Source organism: Methylobacterium komagatae (assembly GCF_042661665.1).
Classification (GTDB): domain Bacteria; phylum Pseudomonadota; class Alphaproteobacteria; order Rhizobiales; family Beijerinckiaceae; genus Methylobacterium; species Methylobacterium komagatae.
Map to the genome: position 1 here is coordinate 3,496,005 of NZ_JBHSWN010000001.1, position 16,670 is coordinate 3,512,674.

Consider the following 16,670-nt stretch of genomic DNA (forward strand, 5'->3'; position numbering starts at 1 on the left):
TCGGGCTCAATACCCGTAGGGCACGAAGTAGCCGTGATGGTGATGGTGGTGATGATGATGGTACCGCCGGTAGTACCGGTGGTGATGATGGTGATGATGATAGTACGGCTCGTAGAAACCGTGATGATGGTGGTGGTGGTGATGGTAGTAGTAATACTGCGCCTGCTGGACCGTCGCCTCGCCCTCGGAGGCGGCCGGTAGCGGTTCGGCCTTCGCTTCGGCCTCGTCGGCCTCCCTGAGGAGCGCCACCGCATCGGGGATTGGCTTGAGCAGGTCGGCGTAGCTCTCGGCCTGCATGGCGGCGGTCAGCCCTGTCGGAGCGGGCATGGCGGCCTGCGCCGGGTCGGCGGCGGAGAGCAGGGTGACGGCCCCGATCAGGCCAGCGACTGTCTTGTCCATCGACGGGATCCTTCCTTGTACGCCGCTTCCGTCCTCGGAGAAGCGCGGACCGAAGCGCCGCCAAAAACACCACCCGCCGGAAAGCCGTTCCGGTTAAGCCAGGGCCAGGCCATCACTTCTCCGGGATGAGCGCCGAAGTCCTCGCTTCCGTTCGTTTGACCGGCGCCGATACGTCGTGAGACGAAGTTCAGTCGGTTTCCTTCGCAGCCTCAGTTGCCGCGTCCGGCGCAATTACGACATTGCATCGTTCCCAAAGCCATACGGCCTGGGCCTGCCGTTCTTCGACGAGACGGCGATGGCGGGACGGTGGCGGGGGCCTTGCTGATCCAACTTGCGGACATCCGCGCAGGCTGGGCCCAGCGATTCGTGGTGTCACCGGACGCGCAGGCATCCTTCGTCGAGCTGACCGACGCGGCCCACCGGCATTGCTCGGGCTCCTGCCGGAGAACCGGCGCCCTGCGGTGGTTCTCCGGCCCGACCAGACTGCTCGCTCGATTGCGCGACCGCACCGCCGAAGATGTACTGCCACGTTCCGAAGCGGTAGTCAGACGGCCTTGCCGACCAGACTGCCGATGCCCGCCGTGACGGCCATGGCCAGCACGCCCCAGAACGTCACCCGCGCCGTGGCCCGGGCGATGGGTGCGCCGCCCGCCTTCGCGCCGAGCGCGCCCAACACGGCCAGGAACACCAGCGAGGCCCCGGACACGGTGTAGACCGCGAGGTTGCCGGGCGAGAGCGCCGCCGTCGCCAGGGGCAACGCCGCGCCGGCCGAGAAGGTCGCCGCCGAGGTCAGCGCCGCCTGGACCGGCCGGGCCGCCGTCACCTCGGAGATGCCGAGTTCGTCACGGGCGTGGGCGCCGAGCGCGTCCTTGGCCATCAGTTGCTCGGCGACCTGAAGGGCGAGGGAATGGTCGAGGCCGCGGTCGACGTAGATCCGCGCCAGTTCCTCCCGCTCGGCGCCCGGGTCGTCGGCAAGTTCCTGGCGTTCGCGGGCGAGGTCGGCCTGTTCGGTGTCGGCCTGGGAACTGACCGAGACGTACTCGCCCGCCGCCATCGACATCGCGCCCGCCACGAGGCCGGCGCTCCCGGCGACGAGGATCTCGCCGGTATTGGCGGCGGAGGCCGCCACGCCGACGATCAGGCTGGCGGTGGAGACGAGGCCGTCGTTCGCGCCGAGGACGGCGGCGCGCAGCCAGCCGATGCGGTCGATGAGGTGACGCTCACGGTGGACGGGTCGCATGGTCGTCAGGATCTCCGGGGCAGCATGCGACGCAGGACGGCGTCATGCCAGAGGTAGTGGTGCACGAGGGCGGCGACCGCGTGGAACAGGGCCAGGGCCATCAGGATGTTGGCGGCGAGCCCGTGCCAGTGCGTCAGGGACCGCCGCCATTCCGGGTCGCCGAGTTGCGGCAAGCTCACCGGACCGAGGGAGACGCCGCGCACGAAGGCGTTGGCGATGCCCAGGCCGACGATGACGATCAGCAGGACGTACAGCGCGGCGTGGGTCGCCTTGGCCAAGCGATGGAGGGGGCCGGGATCCTCGACCGGCAGGTCGCGACCCCTCGTCCGACGCCAGACGAGGAAGGCGACGACGAGGCCGGTGAGAAGGAAGCCCAGGTCGAAATGGGCAGACCAGATGCCGGAGCGCAGGGCGCCCTTGGGGACAAGATCTTCGAGGAAAGTCCCGACCAGCCACAAGCCGAGCACGAGCACGGCGGTCAGCCAATGCAGCGCGATGGTGCCGCCGTCGTATCGCGCCGCCTGGCGCGTCATGTCCCCACGTGCCGTCATGGTCGAGGTCCTGCCTAAGCCGGTGATGCTGCGGTGTGATGACGGTCGCGGACCGCCGAGCCCGCCGGGGCGATGGCTCGCCTGCCCTTGGCGCTGAGAAACCAAAGGCCCTCGGGGTCCCGGCTCGACAGTCGCGGCCGGATCAGCCCGCGCTCGCGCAGGGACCGGACGGTGCGCATCTCCCACGGCTTGGGCGAGACGAGCGGCCCCTCCCGGTCGAGCCGGAGGAGCATGGCCCGCTGACCGGGCGTGAGGAGAGGCGGGGGAGCGGTTCGATCCCGAGGCTGCATAGCCTTTTTAGAACTACTATAAACTATTTGCGGGTCAAGGGCGCCCCCGCGCCTGGCTGCGGGGGCGCATCGCCTCAAGGCTTGGCGGGCGCCTGGCCCGGAGCCTTCTGGCCCTGTAGGTCGACCGGCTTGTTGTCGTTGAGATCCCAGCCGGTGTTTGGGTCGGTCTGCGTCCGCTGGAGTTGGGCCCGCATCTGCCACTGGTACTTGGCGATGCCGTGCTCGACCTCCTGCAGGAGGTTCGAGGTGGTCGGATCGACGTCCTCCGTCGTCTTGATGGCCGCGTGCACCTCTTCGCCGACACGCTTGTAGGCGTTGGTGAACCATACGAGGATCTGCGCGTCGTCGAGAAAGCCGCCGGGGATCTCGGGCACGCCCGAGGTCTTCACGATGGTGTTGGCGCGCCCGTCCGCCGAGACGCCGATGGCCAGCAGCCGCTCGGCGATGGTGTCGGCGTACTTCGACAATCCCTCGTAGTGCTCCTGCAGCAGGAGGTGCAGCGGGTAGTACAGGGTGCCGGACGCGTTCCAGTGGGCCTGCTTCGTCTGCAACTGAAGCTGCTGCAACTCGGTCAAGGTCTGCTGGAGGGCGGCGACGTCCTTCCTCATCCCGTCCTCGCCGGCGCCGAGGTCGATCACCGGCTGGCGGCTGACCTCGTTGGTCGGGAAGGCCCCGAGCGGCTGGCGGCTCGTCACCTGGGTCTGCGAGGACTGGCGCGCCCCGTCGGTCTTCTGGTCGGACGACTGCGAGGCCGACGGCGGCATGGCGGTGGTTTCCTGGGCGACCTGCATGCGCGCCAGGATCTGGGTGGCGGAGGGGGCTGCGGCCTTTGTGGAACCGGCGGCCGTGGCGGCCTCGCGGGCCAGGACCGGAGAGAGCGCGGTCGAGGCCAGCAGGAGCGCGGCCGCCACGGCGTAAATCGAACGGGTCATCTAAAACCTTGGGAAGACTGCTTCGAGGACGACCGGCACGCCCGCAGGCGGTCGGCAGACCTCAGCAAGGACAACCAGGGCGTTCTTCCCGTTCCGGTGTGAACCCGAATTTACGAACCGGTGATCCCCGCATCGCTTGCCACCGGGGACGGTCCGGGGCACGGGTCGGCGATGCCTTCGGAGCGCTTTCGGGGGTCCGTTCGTTGCTTGGCCTTGTCCCGGCGAGTGCTGCCGGGCGGCTGCGGCTTCTTGAGGGGGGATCGAACCGGTGACGGCCACTCTGCGCTACGAGGTGCGGCTGGCGACCCGCGACGGACGTCGGGTCCTCACGGCGCGCGCGGAACGCGAAGTCGCGCTGATGGCCGAGTCGGTCATCAGGCGCTACGGCGACGATGTCCTCGACGTGGGTTTCTCGGTCGCGACCCCAGACCAGGCGGCGAGCCGGCGGATCGCCCTCTACCTCTCGACGCTTGTCCACGAACTCGACCCGGCTTGACGCCGTACCCCGTCTCGGGTCCGACGCCCTGCTACGGCGGCGCCACGCGCAGAAGCTCTTCCAGCGCCCGGGTGGTCGCGGCCTCCTCGACCGGCTTCACCAGCCAAGGCGCCGTCGCGTGCCGGACCGGCCGCATTCTCGGATCGCTGCCGGTCGTGAACAGGAACGGCACGCCGACCGAGGCGAGAGCATCGGCGACCGGGAAAACGAGACCGTCGCGAAGATCCACATCCAGGACCGCGGCGTCAGGCCGGCCGTCATGGAGAAGATGCAACGCCGCACTGGCCGACGGCACCGGACCGAGCACCGTGGCACCGGCGGCCTCAAGCGTCCGTTTGACGAGATGTGCACGATAGTAGTCGTCCTCGACGACGAGGATGCTTCGGCCGGCCAAAGCTGTCATCGGCAAAGCTCCGCTCGCCCTGGTCCGATTTCTGGGCAGACCGGAAGATCGTCGCCACCAACCAGATTAGTAGAGGAAGTGAATTTCGCCCGATGTTCGTCCGCGAACCGAAGTTCGGCGGGGTGGCGACAAAGATCGCATACCTTCGGCACGCGACGGTCCTTACGAACCTGCCGACGGCCCCCGGAATGGTCGCGGTCCAGCGTCCAGGCAGGCAACTATCGTCCGCCGTTGCAGAGCAGTTGCGGGGGCTGTGCAGATACCCATAACTTGCCAACAGCCCCCATAACTTGAGTCGAATCTACCCCATATCTTGCTGATGGGACCCCTCCAGGCCAGGCCGTGTTCATCGGCTTCCAGGACGCCTCCCCGACGGCTCTGATCGCCGCCCTTGCCCACTGCGGGCTGTGCGCTTCGTCGTGGCTGGTGGTTCGCGCCACTTCCAACGGGTGGTTCGGGAGCACGGGGTCGGTGACCGATCACCGCCTGTGACGTAGCCCAACGAGGTCGCACGGCGATTGCCGGTCCGAATCGGCCTCGGCACACGAGGTTATGCAAGGTTCGGGTTCCGTAGCAGATCACGCATAGCGCTACGCGTCACCCGCTACCCTCGGAGTCGCGCGCCCGGCTTCACGGACCACCCCGCTGTGCCTTTCATGAGCCGGTCCTAGCATGCCTCCATCGACATCGGAGAGTGCCATGCGAGCGGGAACAGACGACCGACAGGTCATGGTCGGCATGGACATGGAACTCGTCGCCATCGGCATGGGCAACGGCGGAGGGGCGCAGCACAACGACAGCATGCGGCTCCTCACCCGGCGCCTCGGGGTGCTTCCGGTCGCCGAGACGGTGCAGGAAGCCTGCATCGACCCCTCGACCCTATCCGGGCGGACCCTCTACGACCACCGCGACAAGGGACCACTCTTCGGAACGGTGTTCGCCCTGACCCGGAACCCCGCCGAGTTCGCGAAGCCCATCGACATCCATCGCCTGCTCGCGCGGGAGGGCCGGACGTCCCTGTTCCGGGCCGACGAGGACATCGACGCGCCGACCGGCCTGGTCACGGCGTGGGTCGACGACGGCCTCGTCATCGTCGCCCACCGAACGCGCTACCGCGACCACCTCGTCGAGATCGAGGCCGCGCTCCGCCGCGGCACCCTCGCGCTGCTCGCGCCCGACATCATGCAGGGACCCTTCCTGGTGATCTCGGACCGCGTCCCCGAAACCCTCACGATCCCGACCTTCAAACGCGACGCCGACCAGAACCTCGCGGGCCGCGACGAGCCGGGCTGCGTCTTCACGGTCCCCACCTACCAGTCGGACTTCGACGCGCTGGCGACCGCTTTCCGCCGCTAGCGGACGTCAGGCCGCGTCATCCTCCGGACGGCGCCTGCGGTAGCGCCCGCCGCCCTCGTTCGCGAACAGCTTCCTGAACTTGACGCGCTGGTCGATCACGCCACGCAGCAGTTCCGGCCCCCATTCGCCGGGATGCTCCTCGGCCTCCTTGACGATATCGAGCCCGACCCGCCGGGAGATGTCGTTCACATGCATCGGCTCGCGTTCCGGAAGCACATCCCAGATCTCCTGTGCCACCCGCTGCCAGAATTCCCGCGCCCGCACGACCCCGACGTGCCTGCGCAACTCCTCGACCTCGGACTCATGACGGGCGATCTCAGACCGCAGCGCCTCGATGACCGCGTCGCGCGCATCCACCATCCCGCACGCCTCGTTCCTGAGCGCACGTTCCTGAGCGATGGTCTCCGCCATGCGGATGCGGTCGCGCTCCAGCACCGCCGCGGCCTCGGCCTGCGTCGTCTCCCAAAGGACCGCGCCTGCCTTCGCGAGCCTCGTCTCATCCGCCTCCGTCAGCTTCGCGAGCTCGACGACCGGGCTATAGCCGCGCATCTCCGCCCAGTCCGACAGATACTCGCCCACGGCTCGTTGCCGCCCGTCAAACCGGCGTCGCGCCGGACCCGCGCCTTCACGTTCCGAAGCGCGACAAGCTCCTTGCCCTCGGCGCGTATCTGGTCCGCCGCCCGGAAGACCTCGAATTTCCACGGTTCTTCGAGACGCTCGATGGCCTCTTCACGGCCCAGCTTCCTTCCCGCCATCGACCCACCCCTTTCGCAGGGCGCCAGGACACTCGAACGGCCTTAAGGAACCGTGCCGACCTCAGAGCGCATCGCGGCGGGCGCAATTCGGCATGATCTTCGCCGTCCATGCGGTCTTGGCGTCGAGTCCCTCAGGATATACCCGCCCGGACGTCGCAAAGGATGGGTAAGGTCGCTGCCGATGGTGCGGCGGAAGGCGCGAACGACATCGGCGGGCCGACGGGCGGGGAGCCCAAGCTTTTGTTCAGAGAGCCTCGTAGCGGCCGTCCAAGGTCTTCCGGAAGTAGTTTCCCCTCCGAACACGCTCCTCCACCTTCTCGGTGATCAGCGACGCGTCGATCCGCTCGAACGCAGCCTCGGCCATGTCCAGCGCGTCGGCGTCGAGCGTTGCAAGCAGCTCGACCGCCGTCATCGGACCCTCCCTTCGCATCGCCTCCGCAAAATGCCCCATCATGCGGTCCCAGAACATGCGCCCCATGGCGGCGGCGAGGCCGCGCTTGCGCCCCTCACGCCTCGCCTTCGGCACCGGCTTGGACGGGCCCTGCGCCAGGGCAAGCCCGGCGACCTGTTCGCGCAAGCCCACGATGTCTCCGGCCATGGCGGCTAACCGCTCCCACAACTGGTCGGGCAGCTTGACCGGGTGCAGCCCACCGTCCTCACCGGCCTTAGCCGATGGCGCTTTCAGACCACCGAACGGGTCTGTCGCGGCCAGCGCCTTCGCGACGGTCGCAAGGACCCTCTCCAGATCCTCGGGAATGTCCAGGACGACGAGGTGCCCCAGGTAGCGCCGCCGACGCTTCCAGTCCGCCAGGGGCACGGTGAGATCCTGCGTCCGGCCGAGCGCGTCCCCGAGCGCATCGACCGTGACGCGCACGCCCCGCTCGACCAACGCATCCGCGACCTGATCGACCTGCTCCTGCCTGACCATGGAATGCCCCGATGCCGTGGGCCCACGATGCGAGCCGGGCATGAAGAACCCGTGCCCATGAAGGGCGGACCGGCGAACGGCAAGTCCGACGCACCCGGCGGCGGAAGCGTGGATCCCTCCGTATCAGCCCTTGCCTCACGTAGCCGCCCAGGCGAGGTTCTCCCCCCCGACCTAGAGCACCACCATGATACGCGCCGGCCTGCACCCGTCCCACTGACCCCGGAGTGTCGCCGCGTGCCGAGTCTCCGCCCCGCGCGAGGCTTCGATGCCAGAAACCCACTTCGTCTCCCATGCCCATTTCGGCCACGCCCGGATCCTGTCGCCCGGAATGGGGCGCCGACGGCCGTTCGCCTCCATCGAGGAGCACGACGAGACGCTGATCGCCTGCCGGAACGCCGCCGTAGGTCCCCGGGACACGGTCTGGCACCTGGACGACTTCTACTACTGTTGCACAGCCAGGATCACGCCCGCACCGTCTTCGGACGGCTCAATGGCCACCGTCGTTTCCTCATCCGCGGCAACCAGGACCGCGTCTCCATCCGCCTGCCCTGGGACGGCATCTCCGACATCGCCCGGGTAGTCGTTCCCGGACCTTACGGAGTCCCCTAGGGCGTCTGGCTGAGCCACCACGCCCACCGCGTCTGGCCCCGGATGCATCGCGGCGACCTGCCTTACGGCTACGGATACTGAGGCATCGCCTCGAACGGCACGCCACTGGCCGCGCCGTAGCGTCTGACGAAAGTGGCGCCCGACGGAGTGTCGGGCGCCACTTTGCGTATGGGAGCAGCCCGAGAGTGTCGACCGAGGGATCGATGCCTGCAGCGGGCGCATCGGCTACGGGTCGCCTTCAGGTCGACGAGATCATTTCCCCCGGCGTCGGTTCGGCCCCGGCGGCGCCCGGCTCCGGCCCGGTCGCGGACGCCGGCACGGTGGCGCCGGAGGTCGCGACAAGCGAGCCGATCACGCCAAGCAGCGCAAGCCGCTCCGGGCAGTCCGCGCCGGAGGAGAGGAAAGTCGATAATTCAATGCGGGATGGCCTCCCGCCCGAGGGACCGTTCGGCTCGTGGAGGACGAACACGTCCGTCGGGTCGTCGCCGATGCAGAGGAACCAGCGGTCGCCGTTCGACGCGTCGTAGATCTGTTTGCGTGAGACAGTCATAATCTCGCACGCCTCCTCGTTCACGAGGTCAACTAGGGCTGGAGACCAGATATGCCCGGGGAGAAGGACCGCACCGACGAGGCACCCGAACCGACCGCGGACCTCGGCCTGCCGACGCCCCCGAGCCCGGGACGCGTTCCGCCTCCCCACTTGCCGCCCCCTCCCGAGGACGACGCACTGCCTGCGGGGCCGCATACGGACGGTTGGCCTTGAGATTTGGACCGCGCTGCGGGAGTGGCGCGCCCCATCCGGTCCAGCGACGTCGGAACGGCCGTTTCAGGCCATCAGGCGGTGGGTGTTGTCCGCGACGAGTTCCCGGTAGCGCGCGATGACGTCGCCGTGGCTGCCTCCCGCCATCAAAGTGTTGGCGGCCTCCATCGCAGCGACCACTTTCTCGCCGACCATCGACATCATCTCGGCCTGGGCCTCGGCTCCTCCCCAGGCGATCCGCACGAGCCGCAACTCGATGACCTTCTGCGCCTCCACGGCGAGAAGGAACGCGGCGTAGAACGGGTTCAGCATGACGGCTCCAGTCGGTCGGTCGTATCCGACAACGCCTGGACGCCTCCCCGGTCGCTGCGGACAATGACGCAGGCCGAGGCCGTCGCCGCGATACCGAAAAGCGCCCGCGCGAACGCAATCGCCCATTGGGCGGTGCCGCGTTCCCGGCATTCCGACCAACCTGGCCGCCAAGCCGGCACATTCCAACCTTTCGCCGCCGCGCGGGCCAGGCGGCCATGGTCCGCGACCCGATACGGGAAGGCACCCGCGCTTCGATGTCTCCCGCGGAATATCTTCCTCGGCGTCAAGTCCCCTCGACCACATCATCCGTGACGACCGTGAAGCCCGCGAGGGGCGAGGGTCCGAAGCTCGTCGTGATAGCGCAGTCGGTGGCGTCGCGACCGTAGGCCATGACGATGCGACCGATGCGGGGGCGATTGTGCCGGGCGTCGAACGTGTACCAGCGCGGTCCAGCCGGCCCGTCGAGGAACACCTCGAGCCATGCGGAGAAGTCCATGGGCGCGGGGTCCTTCGGCACGCCGATGTCGCCGAGGTAGCCGGTGGCGTAGCGCGCCGGGATGTTCAGGCAGCGGCAGAGCGTGATCGCCAGGTGCGCGAAATCCCGGCAAACGCCGACCTGCTGGCCATGGCCGTCGAAGGCGCTGCGGGTGGCGTCCGCTTGCATGTAGTCGAAGCGCAGCCGACCGTGCGCGTAGTCGACGATGGACTGGACGCGGTTCCAGCCGGGGGCCACCCCGCCGAACAGGTTCCAGGCCGTCTGGGAAAGCTTGTCGGTGTCGCAGTAGCGCGAGCCCAGCAGGAACGGCAGCGCCTCGTCCGGTAGGTCGTGGACCGGGATCTCGCAGGCGTCCGGCGCGTGGTCGTCGGGCCGGCCGTGGTCCTCGATCCAAAAGGCCGCCGACATGGTGATGCGGCCACCCGGGACGAGGATGCGCGTGGCGACGTTGCCGAACGGGTCCCGGAACCGCCTGGCCTCGACCGGTGGATCGAACGCGATGACCTCGCGGCTGCGCAGGTCGGGTTGCCGTTCCGGCCGGACGTCGAGCAGCAGCACCATCGAGGTCGGGGCGAACGTGTCGAGGGCGACGGTGTAGCCGCAACGGATGCGCATGAACGGATCCCCAAACCGGAAACTCCCACCCAGGCAAGATGTCCGCCAGGCCGTCGTTCCCGGAAGCGCGGGGGGCCGCGATTGGGTGCCGTCGACGTACCGGTCCTAGGTCGATAGGGACCAGGGCCGGTTCGACGCGGTGTTCTCGGAGGTGGCGATGACCGGGATGGGCGGGACCGCGATGGCCGACCGCGTCCGGGTTATGCCGCTCGACCTGCCCATCGTCCTCACGTCCGGCTACGGCGACGTGCCGACCCGGGAGGGCACGCACGGCCTCGACCTCGTGCGCAACCCCTGACCCGCGGCCCAGGTCGCAGAGGCCCTCACGACGGTGCCGGGATGGTCCGCGGCCGCCCGGTCTCCAACCTCCGGTGTTAGGGCGGTCCCCGCCGGCCACCCCTGTCCCGTCCTCAGGCGGCGAAGCTGCGGATGGTGGAAATGACCTTGTTCTCCCGGAACGGCTTGTCGCAGAACACGCCCCGCGCCGGGATGGCGTCGAGGTCGGGTGCCAGGGCGCCCGTCAGGACCAGGCTCGATGGGAGGCCAGCGCTCCCGGATCATCGCGATCAGCTTCAATCCCGTGGTCGAGCCACGCACGTCGAGGTCCGCGAACACGACCCGGATGTCCGTGCGCCCCTCCAGGATGTGGACCGCCGCCTCGGCGGTGCGGACCACGACGGCCTCGCATCCCGCCTCCTCGACGAAATCCCGCATGATCCCCGCCAGGATCGGCTCGTCCTGGAGCACCAGCACGACCGGCTTCGGGTTCGCTCCGTTCGGCTGTCTCGCTGTCATAGACGCTGCACCTCGACCAGCGGCGCACGCATCGCCGCCACGAGCCCCTCGGTATGATAGGTCACGTCGACCTCGCCCGTTCCCACCAGGCCGGTCCGGATCAGGCGCGATCCGAAGCCGCGCCGCGTCGGGGCTACCACGGGAGGGCCGCCGTGCTCGCGCCACCGCAGCACCAACCCCGGCTCTCCCGCATCGCCGTCGATCCACCACCGCACCTCGACCTCGCCCTCCTCGCCGGACAAGCTGCCGTACTTGGCCGCGTTGGTCGCTAGTTCATGGAGTAGCAACGACGCCGACAGCGCGGCACTGGGGCCGAGCGCCACGTCGGGGCCATCGAGCGTGAAGCGGTGGGCCTCGGCCGCGGTGCCCAGAACCTCCCGGCAGACGCTCCGCAGGTCCGCGGCCGTCCAGTCCTTGCGCAGCAACAGGTCATGGGCCGAGGCCAGCGCCTGGATGCGCTTCTCGAAAGCCTCGACCGGTCCGCGCTCCGAGACCGACCGAAGCGTCTGGTGCGCGATGCTCACGACCATCGCCATCGTGTTCTTGAGGCGGTGGGAGAGTTCGTGGTTCAGCAGGTCCTGCCGCTCCTCCGCGCGCCGCCGCTCGACGGCCTGGCGGGTCAACTCGGCGATCTGGCGGATGAACGCGACCTCCGGTTCGCCCCAGAAACGCGGGCGGTCGTCGTTCACGTACAGCACCGCCACCGTCCGACCCTTCTCCACGATGGGCACGTTGACCAGCGTTCGCGCGGAGACCGCCTCCAAGGTCGCGGCGGAAGCGGCGGTACGCGGGTCCTCGCGCACATCGGCGATGACGACCGTCCGCCCCTGCCGGAGGTCCTCGGCGTAGAGGCCGTAATCGTCCATGCGGTAGCGGCCGGCCAGCGTCGGGAAACCCGCCGCGGTCCAGTCCTCCTCCACGACGAAGCCCTCGCCGTCGGGACCGACGGTGCCGTAGCCCACCCGACCGACGCCGAGCACGCGACCGAGGATGGCGGAGGCTGCCAACGCTATCGCATCGGTGCCGATGTCGCCCCGCAGCCGTTCCCCGAGTTCCAGGAGGCCGCTGCGCCGGGCATCGGCCTGCACCCGCTCCGTCACTTCCAGAAAGATCACGCCGAAGCGTTCGCTGCCGAGCGGGAAGGCCCGGCCCTCGTACCACCGCGCCAGGGTGCCGACCTGCCGGACGAACGTCACAGGCTCCCCGGTCTCGACCACGTCGGCGAACTCGTCGACCCAGGCGTCCTCGATGCCCGGGAACACCTCGCGGATCGTACGCCCCACCACACTGTCCGACGCGATGCCGACGAGCCGGCCCCAGGCGGAGTTGACGTCGACGTAGCGCCAATCCGCGACGCGACCGGCGGAATCGCGCACGACCTCGCCGACGATGAACCCCTCGCTCAGGCGTTCGAACAGGTCGCGCCAATGGGCCTCGCTCGCCGCGAGGCGCTCCTCGAACGATTTCCGCTCGGTGATGTCGCGCGACACGGACAGGATCCGCTCCGGCCGCCCGTCAGGCCCAAGGATCGGCGTCACCTGGACGTCCCACCATTTGGCGTTGCCGAGGAAGGTGGCCGCGCCCCCTGGAAGTGACCGATCCGCCCGTCCCGGGCCGCTGCCAGCGCCGCGAGCGCATCGGCGTTCCCCTGGCCCTGCCAGAAGCTCGGCCATGGGCAGCCCTTGATGTGATTGAAGTCGCTGACTTCCATCACCTTCTGGCCGCCCTCGCTCATGAAGGTCAGGCCGCCGTCGAGGTCGAGCACCTTGATGCAGTCGGCGGACGACGCCAGGACGCTGCGCATGAACTCGGCGTCGGCCTGTTCCTTGGTGGCGAGGTTGCGCTCCTGCGTGCGGTCGCTGAACGCCTTGACGAAGCCCTGGTGCGTCCCGTCGAGCCCCCGCAGCGAGGTCATGTCGCCGACCGCATAGAACCGGCCACCGTCCTTGCGCAGATGCCAGCGCATGTCCTCGGCATGGCCGTGCCGCAGGACGCCATCCATCTCCTTACGCTTCTGACCGCTCGTCCGATCCTCGGGCGTGAAGATCCGCTCGATGGTCTGCCCGCGCATCTCCTCGGCTGACCATCCGAGGATGCGCGTGGCACCCGCGTTCCAGTCGGTCACCGTGCCGGCGGTGTCGGTGACGATAATCGCCATCTCGCTGGCGCTGTCGAAGATCGCGCGCTGGCGCGCCTCGCTCTCGGCGAGACGGCGCCGGTTGCGGTGTGCCTCGGTGACGTCGATCTGGCTGCCGAAGCGGTAGCGCAGGCGGCCCTCGCCGTCGAAGACGGGTCCGATGAACAGGGCGTTGACGAAGGGCGTGCCGTCCCGGCGATGGTTTGTGATCTCGATGGTGAGGTCATGGTTGTCGCGCAATGCGGCGCGGATCTCATCGACGTGGTCGGGCTCGGTGTCCGGCCCCTGGAGGAACCGGCAGTTGCGACCGACGACCTCGTCTATCCCGTAACCTGTAAGATCGAGGAAGGCGCGGTTCGTGAAGACGATGGGGTCGTCGTCCTGGTTGGGATCCGTGAGGATCATCGGCAGGCCGGTCTTGTCGACGGCGGAGAATAGCACGTCGGCATCGGATGCCGGCTGGCGGTCCCGCCCCTGGTCGGGATGCCCTGCCAGCCTTGCCCGCAAGCGCAGGACCTCCGCCTCAAGCTCCTCGCGCGAGAGGCCGTGCAAATCGCTATCCATCGGAAGGTGAGCCCGCCCCCGGCGACCGACGTCGTCCACGGAACAAGCTGATAGCGAAGCCCCTCGGCATCGTCACTGCGGCTTTCGGTTCAACGCCTTGGGGAAGTTTCCTATCCGACATCAATATGGCCGGCTGGCCGTCGGGGCCGCGTTGGTGGAGGGTGGACGGTCGCCCGGACGACGAGGACGGGTGTCAACGGGGTGCGGGCCGCGGACCGGGCGCCTCAGGCCTATCGAGAGGCTGCGTCGCCGGCGCCAGCTCGCCGCCGGGACATCGCTGGCGGCCTTCGCTTCCCGCTCCGCGGTCAACTCACGCCTAGCCATGAGCCAGAACTGCATCTCGAAGCCCTCGGAGCGATGGTGCCGCTCCCAGATGTCATACGCCCGCTCGCGGATTTCTGCGTCAGGGATCGACCCGTCGTAGGTCCGCGAGGTGGATGTCGGCTCGGGCATCGTTCCGGTGGCGTGTCTCAAGGAAAAGGGGCCGTCCCCTACTATGCGTGCATACTCGTCGGCGATGCGACGAAGCATGCCGGTCAAGGCGAGCGAGGCGACGCACGCCGCTTTCAGCCGGAGGCCAGCGCGGAACGCTCCCTCAGCGCCTTGCGCAGGGCGCGGCTGAGGTCGGCGACGGAGTAGGGCTTGCCCAGCAGCGGGAAGCCGTCCGTCCCCTCCGAGGCCAGGACATGGCTGTACCCGGACGTCAGCACGACGGGCAGGTAGGGCCAACGCCGCCGGATCTCCCGCGCGAGGTCGACCCCGTTCATGCCGGGCATCACGACGTCGGAGAACACCACCTCTAACCGTTGGCCCGACGCCTCGATCTCGGCCAAGGCCGCCTGCGCATCCTTCACCCAGACGGCGTGGTATCCGAGTTCCCCGAGTGCCTGCGTCGCGAAGGCGCCGACCTCGACGTTGTCCTCGACCACCAGGACGGGCGTCCCGTGTCCTTCGGCGAGCGGTCCCGGATCGTCTGGCACGGGTTCCCGCGCCTCGCCGTCGGCGGAGCGGGGGAGGAACAGGGTAAAGGTCGTGCCGACGCCGACGACGCTGTCCACCGCCACGTCGCCGCCCGACTGCTTGGCGAAGCCGAACACCTGGCTGAGGCCGAGCCCGGTGCCGTGACCGACGCCCTTTGTCGTGAAGAACGGCTCGAAGATGCGTTCGAGCAGGTCGGCGTCGATGCCGGCGCCGGTGTCCGAGACCGAGACCGCCACGAAGTCGCCCGGCACGGCCGGGTGCGCGCGCAGGGCGGGGATGCTGTCGGCCCGCTTGACCGCGATGCGCAGCCGGCCCTCGCCCTGCATCGCGTCGCGGGCGTTCACCACGAGGTTGACGAGCGCCGTGTCGAACTGGCTCGGGTCGGCATCGACGTGACAAGGCAGCCGCCGCCCGGCCTCGTCCGCGCCGGCGTCCGTGTCGGTCTCGACGCGGATGCGCGCGCCGGTCAGCGTGCGGACCATGTCGGCGATGGCCGAGACCGACCGGGCCGCGTCGAACACCGCGGGTTGCAACGTCTGCCGGCGCGCGAACGCCAGCAACTGGCTGGTCAACCTGGCGGCCCGGTCGACCGTGTCCGAGATGGCGTCGACGTAGCGTCCCCGGCGCTCCTCGCTCAGGCTCGGTCGCTTCAGCAGGTCGGTCGACGACTTGATGACGGTGAGCAGGTTGTTGAAGTCATGGGCGACCCCGCCGGTCAGTTGCCCGACCGCCTCCATCTTTTGGGACTGCCGAAGCTGGTCTTCCAGCGCCCGGCGCTCGGTCACGTCCCGGCCCGTGGCGTGGAAGCGGTCCCCCTGCGGAATGGCGTTCCACGAGATCCAGCGGTGTCCGCCGTCCGCGGTCCTGAAACGGACGTCGAGATCGACCAGGGGACGCCCGGAGCGCAGCGTCGCGAAGGCCCGCGAGCCCGCCTCGCGGTCGTCGGCATGCAGGAGGTCGGTGATCCGGGTGCCGAGCAGGCTGCCCGGCGGCCAGCCGAGCGTCTCGCTCCAAGCCGGATTGACCGCGCGGCAGGTCCCATCGAGGCCGCAGACGACGAGCAGGTCCCGGCTCGTCCTCCAGACCAGGTCGCGCTCGACCTGGCGGTCGCGGTCCAGCGCCTCGCGCCGCTCCTCGGTCTCCAGCCTGGCGGCGGCATCCTCGAACAGTATCGCGACCCGGTTCTGCGCCTCCGTCCCGATCCGCACTGCATGGACGTCGAACGTCCGGCCAAGCCGTGACGCCACGCCCCTGAAACGTGCGCCACGCCCGGTCCGGGCGACCTCGCCGTACAGGTCGAACCATCGCTGCTCGTGACCGGGCTCCATGTCACGCATCCAACGGCCCTGGGCGCCCGTGAGGCCGGACTGGCGCTCGAAAGCGCCGTTGACCTCGACGAAGCGGTAGTCCTCGGCCCGGCCGTCCGCATCGAAGCGCATCTCGACGATGCAGAAGCCGGCCTCGCCGTCTTCCAGCAGGCTGCGGAAGGACGTCCCGCGTCCGGCGGCCTGCGCCTGCTGCTCACGGAACCGGGTCAGGTCGAGTTGGCTGCCGAAGAAGTACAGCAACTCGCCGAGCGGCCCGAAGACGGGGCTGACGTAGAGCTCGTTGACGAAGGCGGTGCCGTCGCGTCGGTAGTTCAGCAATTCGACGACCACGTCCCGCCGTTGGGCGACGGCCTCGCGGATGCGGTCGACGTGTGCGGGATCGGTCCCGGGACCCTGGAGGAATCTGCAGTTGCGCCCGACGAGCTCTTCGGCCGCGTAGCCGGAGAGGTCAAGGAAGGCGCGGTTGGCGTAGACGATGGGGTTGTCGGGCAGGTTGGGGTCGGTGACGATCATCGCCGTCCGCGTCTTGTCGGCGGCGGTGAACAGCAGGTCGGGACGCGCCGTCCCGACGCCGGCCGCGTCAGCGGTCGGAGGCGCATCCGGCTCCCGACCAGCACGCAGACGGGCGATCTCCGCCACCAACTCGCTCTCGCGTTGGCGCAGCCGATCGACCTCCCCCGAAGATCCTCGTCGCTCATGATCTTGGTCTCTAACGGGCGTCCG

The 16,670-nt window shown here is 69.0% G+C and carries 18 protein-coding genes; 2 read left to right on the forward strand and 16 right to left on the reverse strand.

Annotation, left to right across the window (positions count from 1 at the left end):
* Positions 1 to 6: 6 nt before the first annotated feature.
* From ACFQE0_RS17440 to ACFQE0_RS17460, 5 genes are all read right to left on the reverse strand, one after another.
* Positions 7 to 399 (reverse strand): hypothetical protein, encoded by a 393-nt coding sequence (locus ACFQE0_RS17440; protein WP_378971890.1) that lies wholly within the window; start codon positions 397 to 399, stop codon positions 7 to 9.
* A 544-nt stretch (positions 400 to 943) separates the two neighbouring features.
* Entirely contained in the window at positions 944 to 1,639 is a 696-nt protein-coding gene (locus tag ACFQE0_RS17445; RefSeq protein WP_059408757.1) for a VIT1/CCC1 transporter family protein, read from the reverse strand.
* 5 nt (positions 1,640 to 1,644) lie between these two features.
* A complete protein-coding gene (locus ACFQE0_RS17450; RefSeq protein ID WP_059408756.1) occupies positions 1,645 to 2,190 on the reverse strand; it encodes a cytochrome b in 546 nt (181 codons plus the stop codon).
* A 14-nt stretch (positions 2,191 to 2,204) separates the two neighbouring features.
* Complete coding sequence (locus tag ACFQE0_RS17455; RefSeq protein WP_089231302.1) at positions 2,205 to 2,423, reverse strand: hypothetical protein; 219 nt, start codon at positions 2,421 to 2,423, stop codon at positions 2,205 to 2,207.
* A 131-nt stretch (positions 2,424 to 2,554) separates the two neighbouring features.
* The gene (locus tag ACFQE0_RS17460; RefSeq protein ID WP_378971893.1) at positions 2,555 to 3,412 is read right to left on the reverse strand and encodes a Dps family protein; all 858 of its coding nucleotides are present in this window, start codon (positions 3,410 to 3,412) and stop codon (positions 2,555 to 2,557) included.
* 268 nt (positions 3,413 to 3,680) lie between these two features.
* Between ACFQE0_RS17460 and ACFQE0_RS17465 the strand changes: the two genes are divergently transcribed.
* Complete coding sequence (locus ACFQE0_RS17465; protein WP_059408754.1) at positions 3,681 to 3,908, forward strand: hypothetical protein; 228 nt, start codon at positions 3,681 to 3,683, stop codon at positions 3,906 to 3,908.
* Positions 3,909 to 3,939: 31 nt separating this feature from the next.
* On the opposite strand, the gene ACFQE0_RS17470 is transcribed toward ACFQE0_RS17465, so the two are convergent.
* A complete protein-coding gene (locus tag ACFQE0_RS17470) occupies positions 3,940 to 4,311 on the reverse strand; it encodes a response regulator (protein ID WP_059408753.1) in 372 nt (123 codons plus the stop codon).
* Between the two features lie 699 nt (positions 4,312 to 5,010).
* Here ACFQE0_RS17470 and ACFQE0_RS17475 point away from each other — a divergent pair.
* Positions 5,011 to 5,667 (forward strand): hypothetical protein, encoded by a 657-nt coding sequence (locus ACFQE0_RS17475; protein ID WP_378971896.1) that lies wholly within the window; start codon positions 5,011 to 5,013, stop codon positions 5,665 to 5,667.
* Positions 5,668 to 5,673: 6 nt separating this feature from the next.
* Here ACFQE0_RS17475 and ACFQE0_RS17480 read toward each other — a convergent pair whose 3' ends face one another.
* The 10 genes from ACFQE0_RS17480 to ACFQE0_RS17525 all read right to left on the reverse strand — a co-directional run bounded on the left by ACFQE0_RS17480 (position 5,674) and on the right by ACFQE0_RS17525 (position 16,586).
* Positions 5,674 to 6,246 (reverse strand): hypothetical protein, encoded by a 573-nt coding sequence (locus tag ACFQE0_RS17480; protein ID WP_378971898.1) that lies wholly within the window; start codon positions 6,244 to 6,246, stop codon positions 5,674 to 5,676.
* A 420-nt stretch (positions 6,247 to 6,666) separates the two neighbouring features.
* Positions 6,667 to 7,350, reverse strand: coding sequence for a DNA-binding protein (locus ACFQE0_RS17485; protein WP_378971900.1), 684 nt, complete (start codon positions 7,348 to 7,350; stop codon positions 6,667 to 6,669).
* 847 nt (positions 7,351 to 8,197) lie between these two features.
* Positions 8,198 to 8,533 carry a hypothetical protein gene (locus ACFQE0_RS17490; protein WP_378971902.1) on the reverse strand — a complete coding sequence of 112 codons (336 nt, stop codon included), beginning with the start codon at positions 8,531 to 8,533 and terminating at the stop codon, positions 8,198 to 8,200.
* 252 nt (positions 8,534 to 8,785) lie between these two features.
* Complete coding sequence (locus ACFQE0_RS17495) at positions 8,786 to 9,031, reverse strand: hypothetical protein (protein ID WP_378971904.1); 246 nt, start codon at positions 9,029 to 9,031, stop codon at positions 8,786 to 8,788.
* 283 nt (positions 9,032 to 9,314) lie between these two features.
* The gene (locus tag ACFQE0_RS17500) at positions 9,315 to 10,142 is read right to left on the reverse strand and encodes a transglutaminase-like domain-containing protein (protein ID WP_378971906.1); all 828 of its coding nucleotides are present in this window, start codon (positions 10,140 to 10,142) and stop codon (positions 9,315 to 9,317) included.
* 237 nt (positions 10,143 to 10,379) lie between these two features.
* Positions 10,380 to 10,937, reverse strand: a complete 558-nt coding sequence (locus ACFQE0_RS17505) for a response regulator (RefSeq protein ID WP_378971908.1) — start codon at positions 10,935 to 10,937, stop codon at positions 10,380 to 10,382.
* Positions 10,934 to 12,475 (reverse strand): sensor histidine kinase, encoded by a 1,542-nt coding sequence (locus tag ACFQE0_RS17510; RefSeq protein WP_378971910.1) that lies wholly within the window; start codon positions 12,473 to 12,475, stop codon positions 10,934 to 10,936. Before ACFQE0_RS17510 ends, ACFQE0_RS17505 begins: the two co-directional genes overlap by 4 nt.
* Entirely contained in the window at positions 12,472 to 13,638 is a 1,167-nt protein-coding gene (locus ACFQE0_RS17515) for a PAS domain S-box protein (protein WP_378971912.1), read from the reverse strand. The genes ACFQE0_RS17510 and ACFQE0_RS17515 overlap by 4 nt, the downstream gene beginning before the upstream one ends.
* Positions 13,639 to 13,758: 120 nt before the next feature.
* Positions 13,759 to 14,169: a DUF2934 domain-containing protein gene (locus ACFQE0_RS17520; protein WP_378971914.1), complete on the reverse strand. Its 411-nt coding sequence runs from the start codon at positions 14,167 to 14,169 to the stop codon at positions 13,759 to 13,761.
* A gap of 35 nt (positions 14,170 to 14,204) precedes the next feature.
* Positions 14,205 to 16,586, reverse strand: coding sequence for a PAS domain S-box protein (locus tag ACFQE0_RS17525; protein WP_378971916.1), 2,382 nt, complete (start codon positions 16,584 to 16,586; stop codon positions 14,205 to 14,207).
* Positions 16,587 to 16,670: the final 84 nt, after the last annotated feature.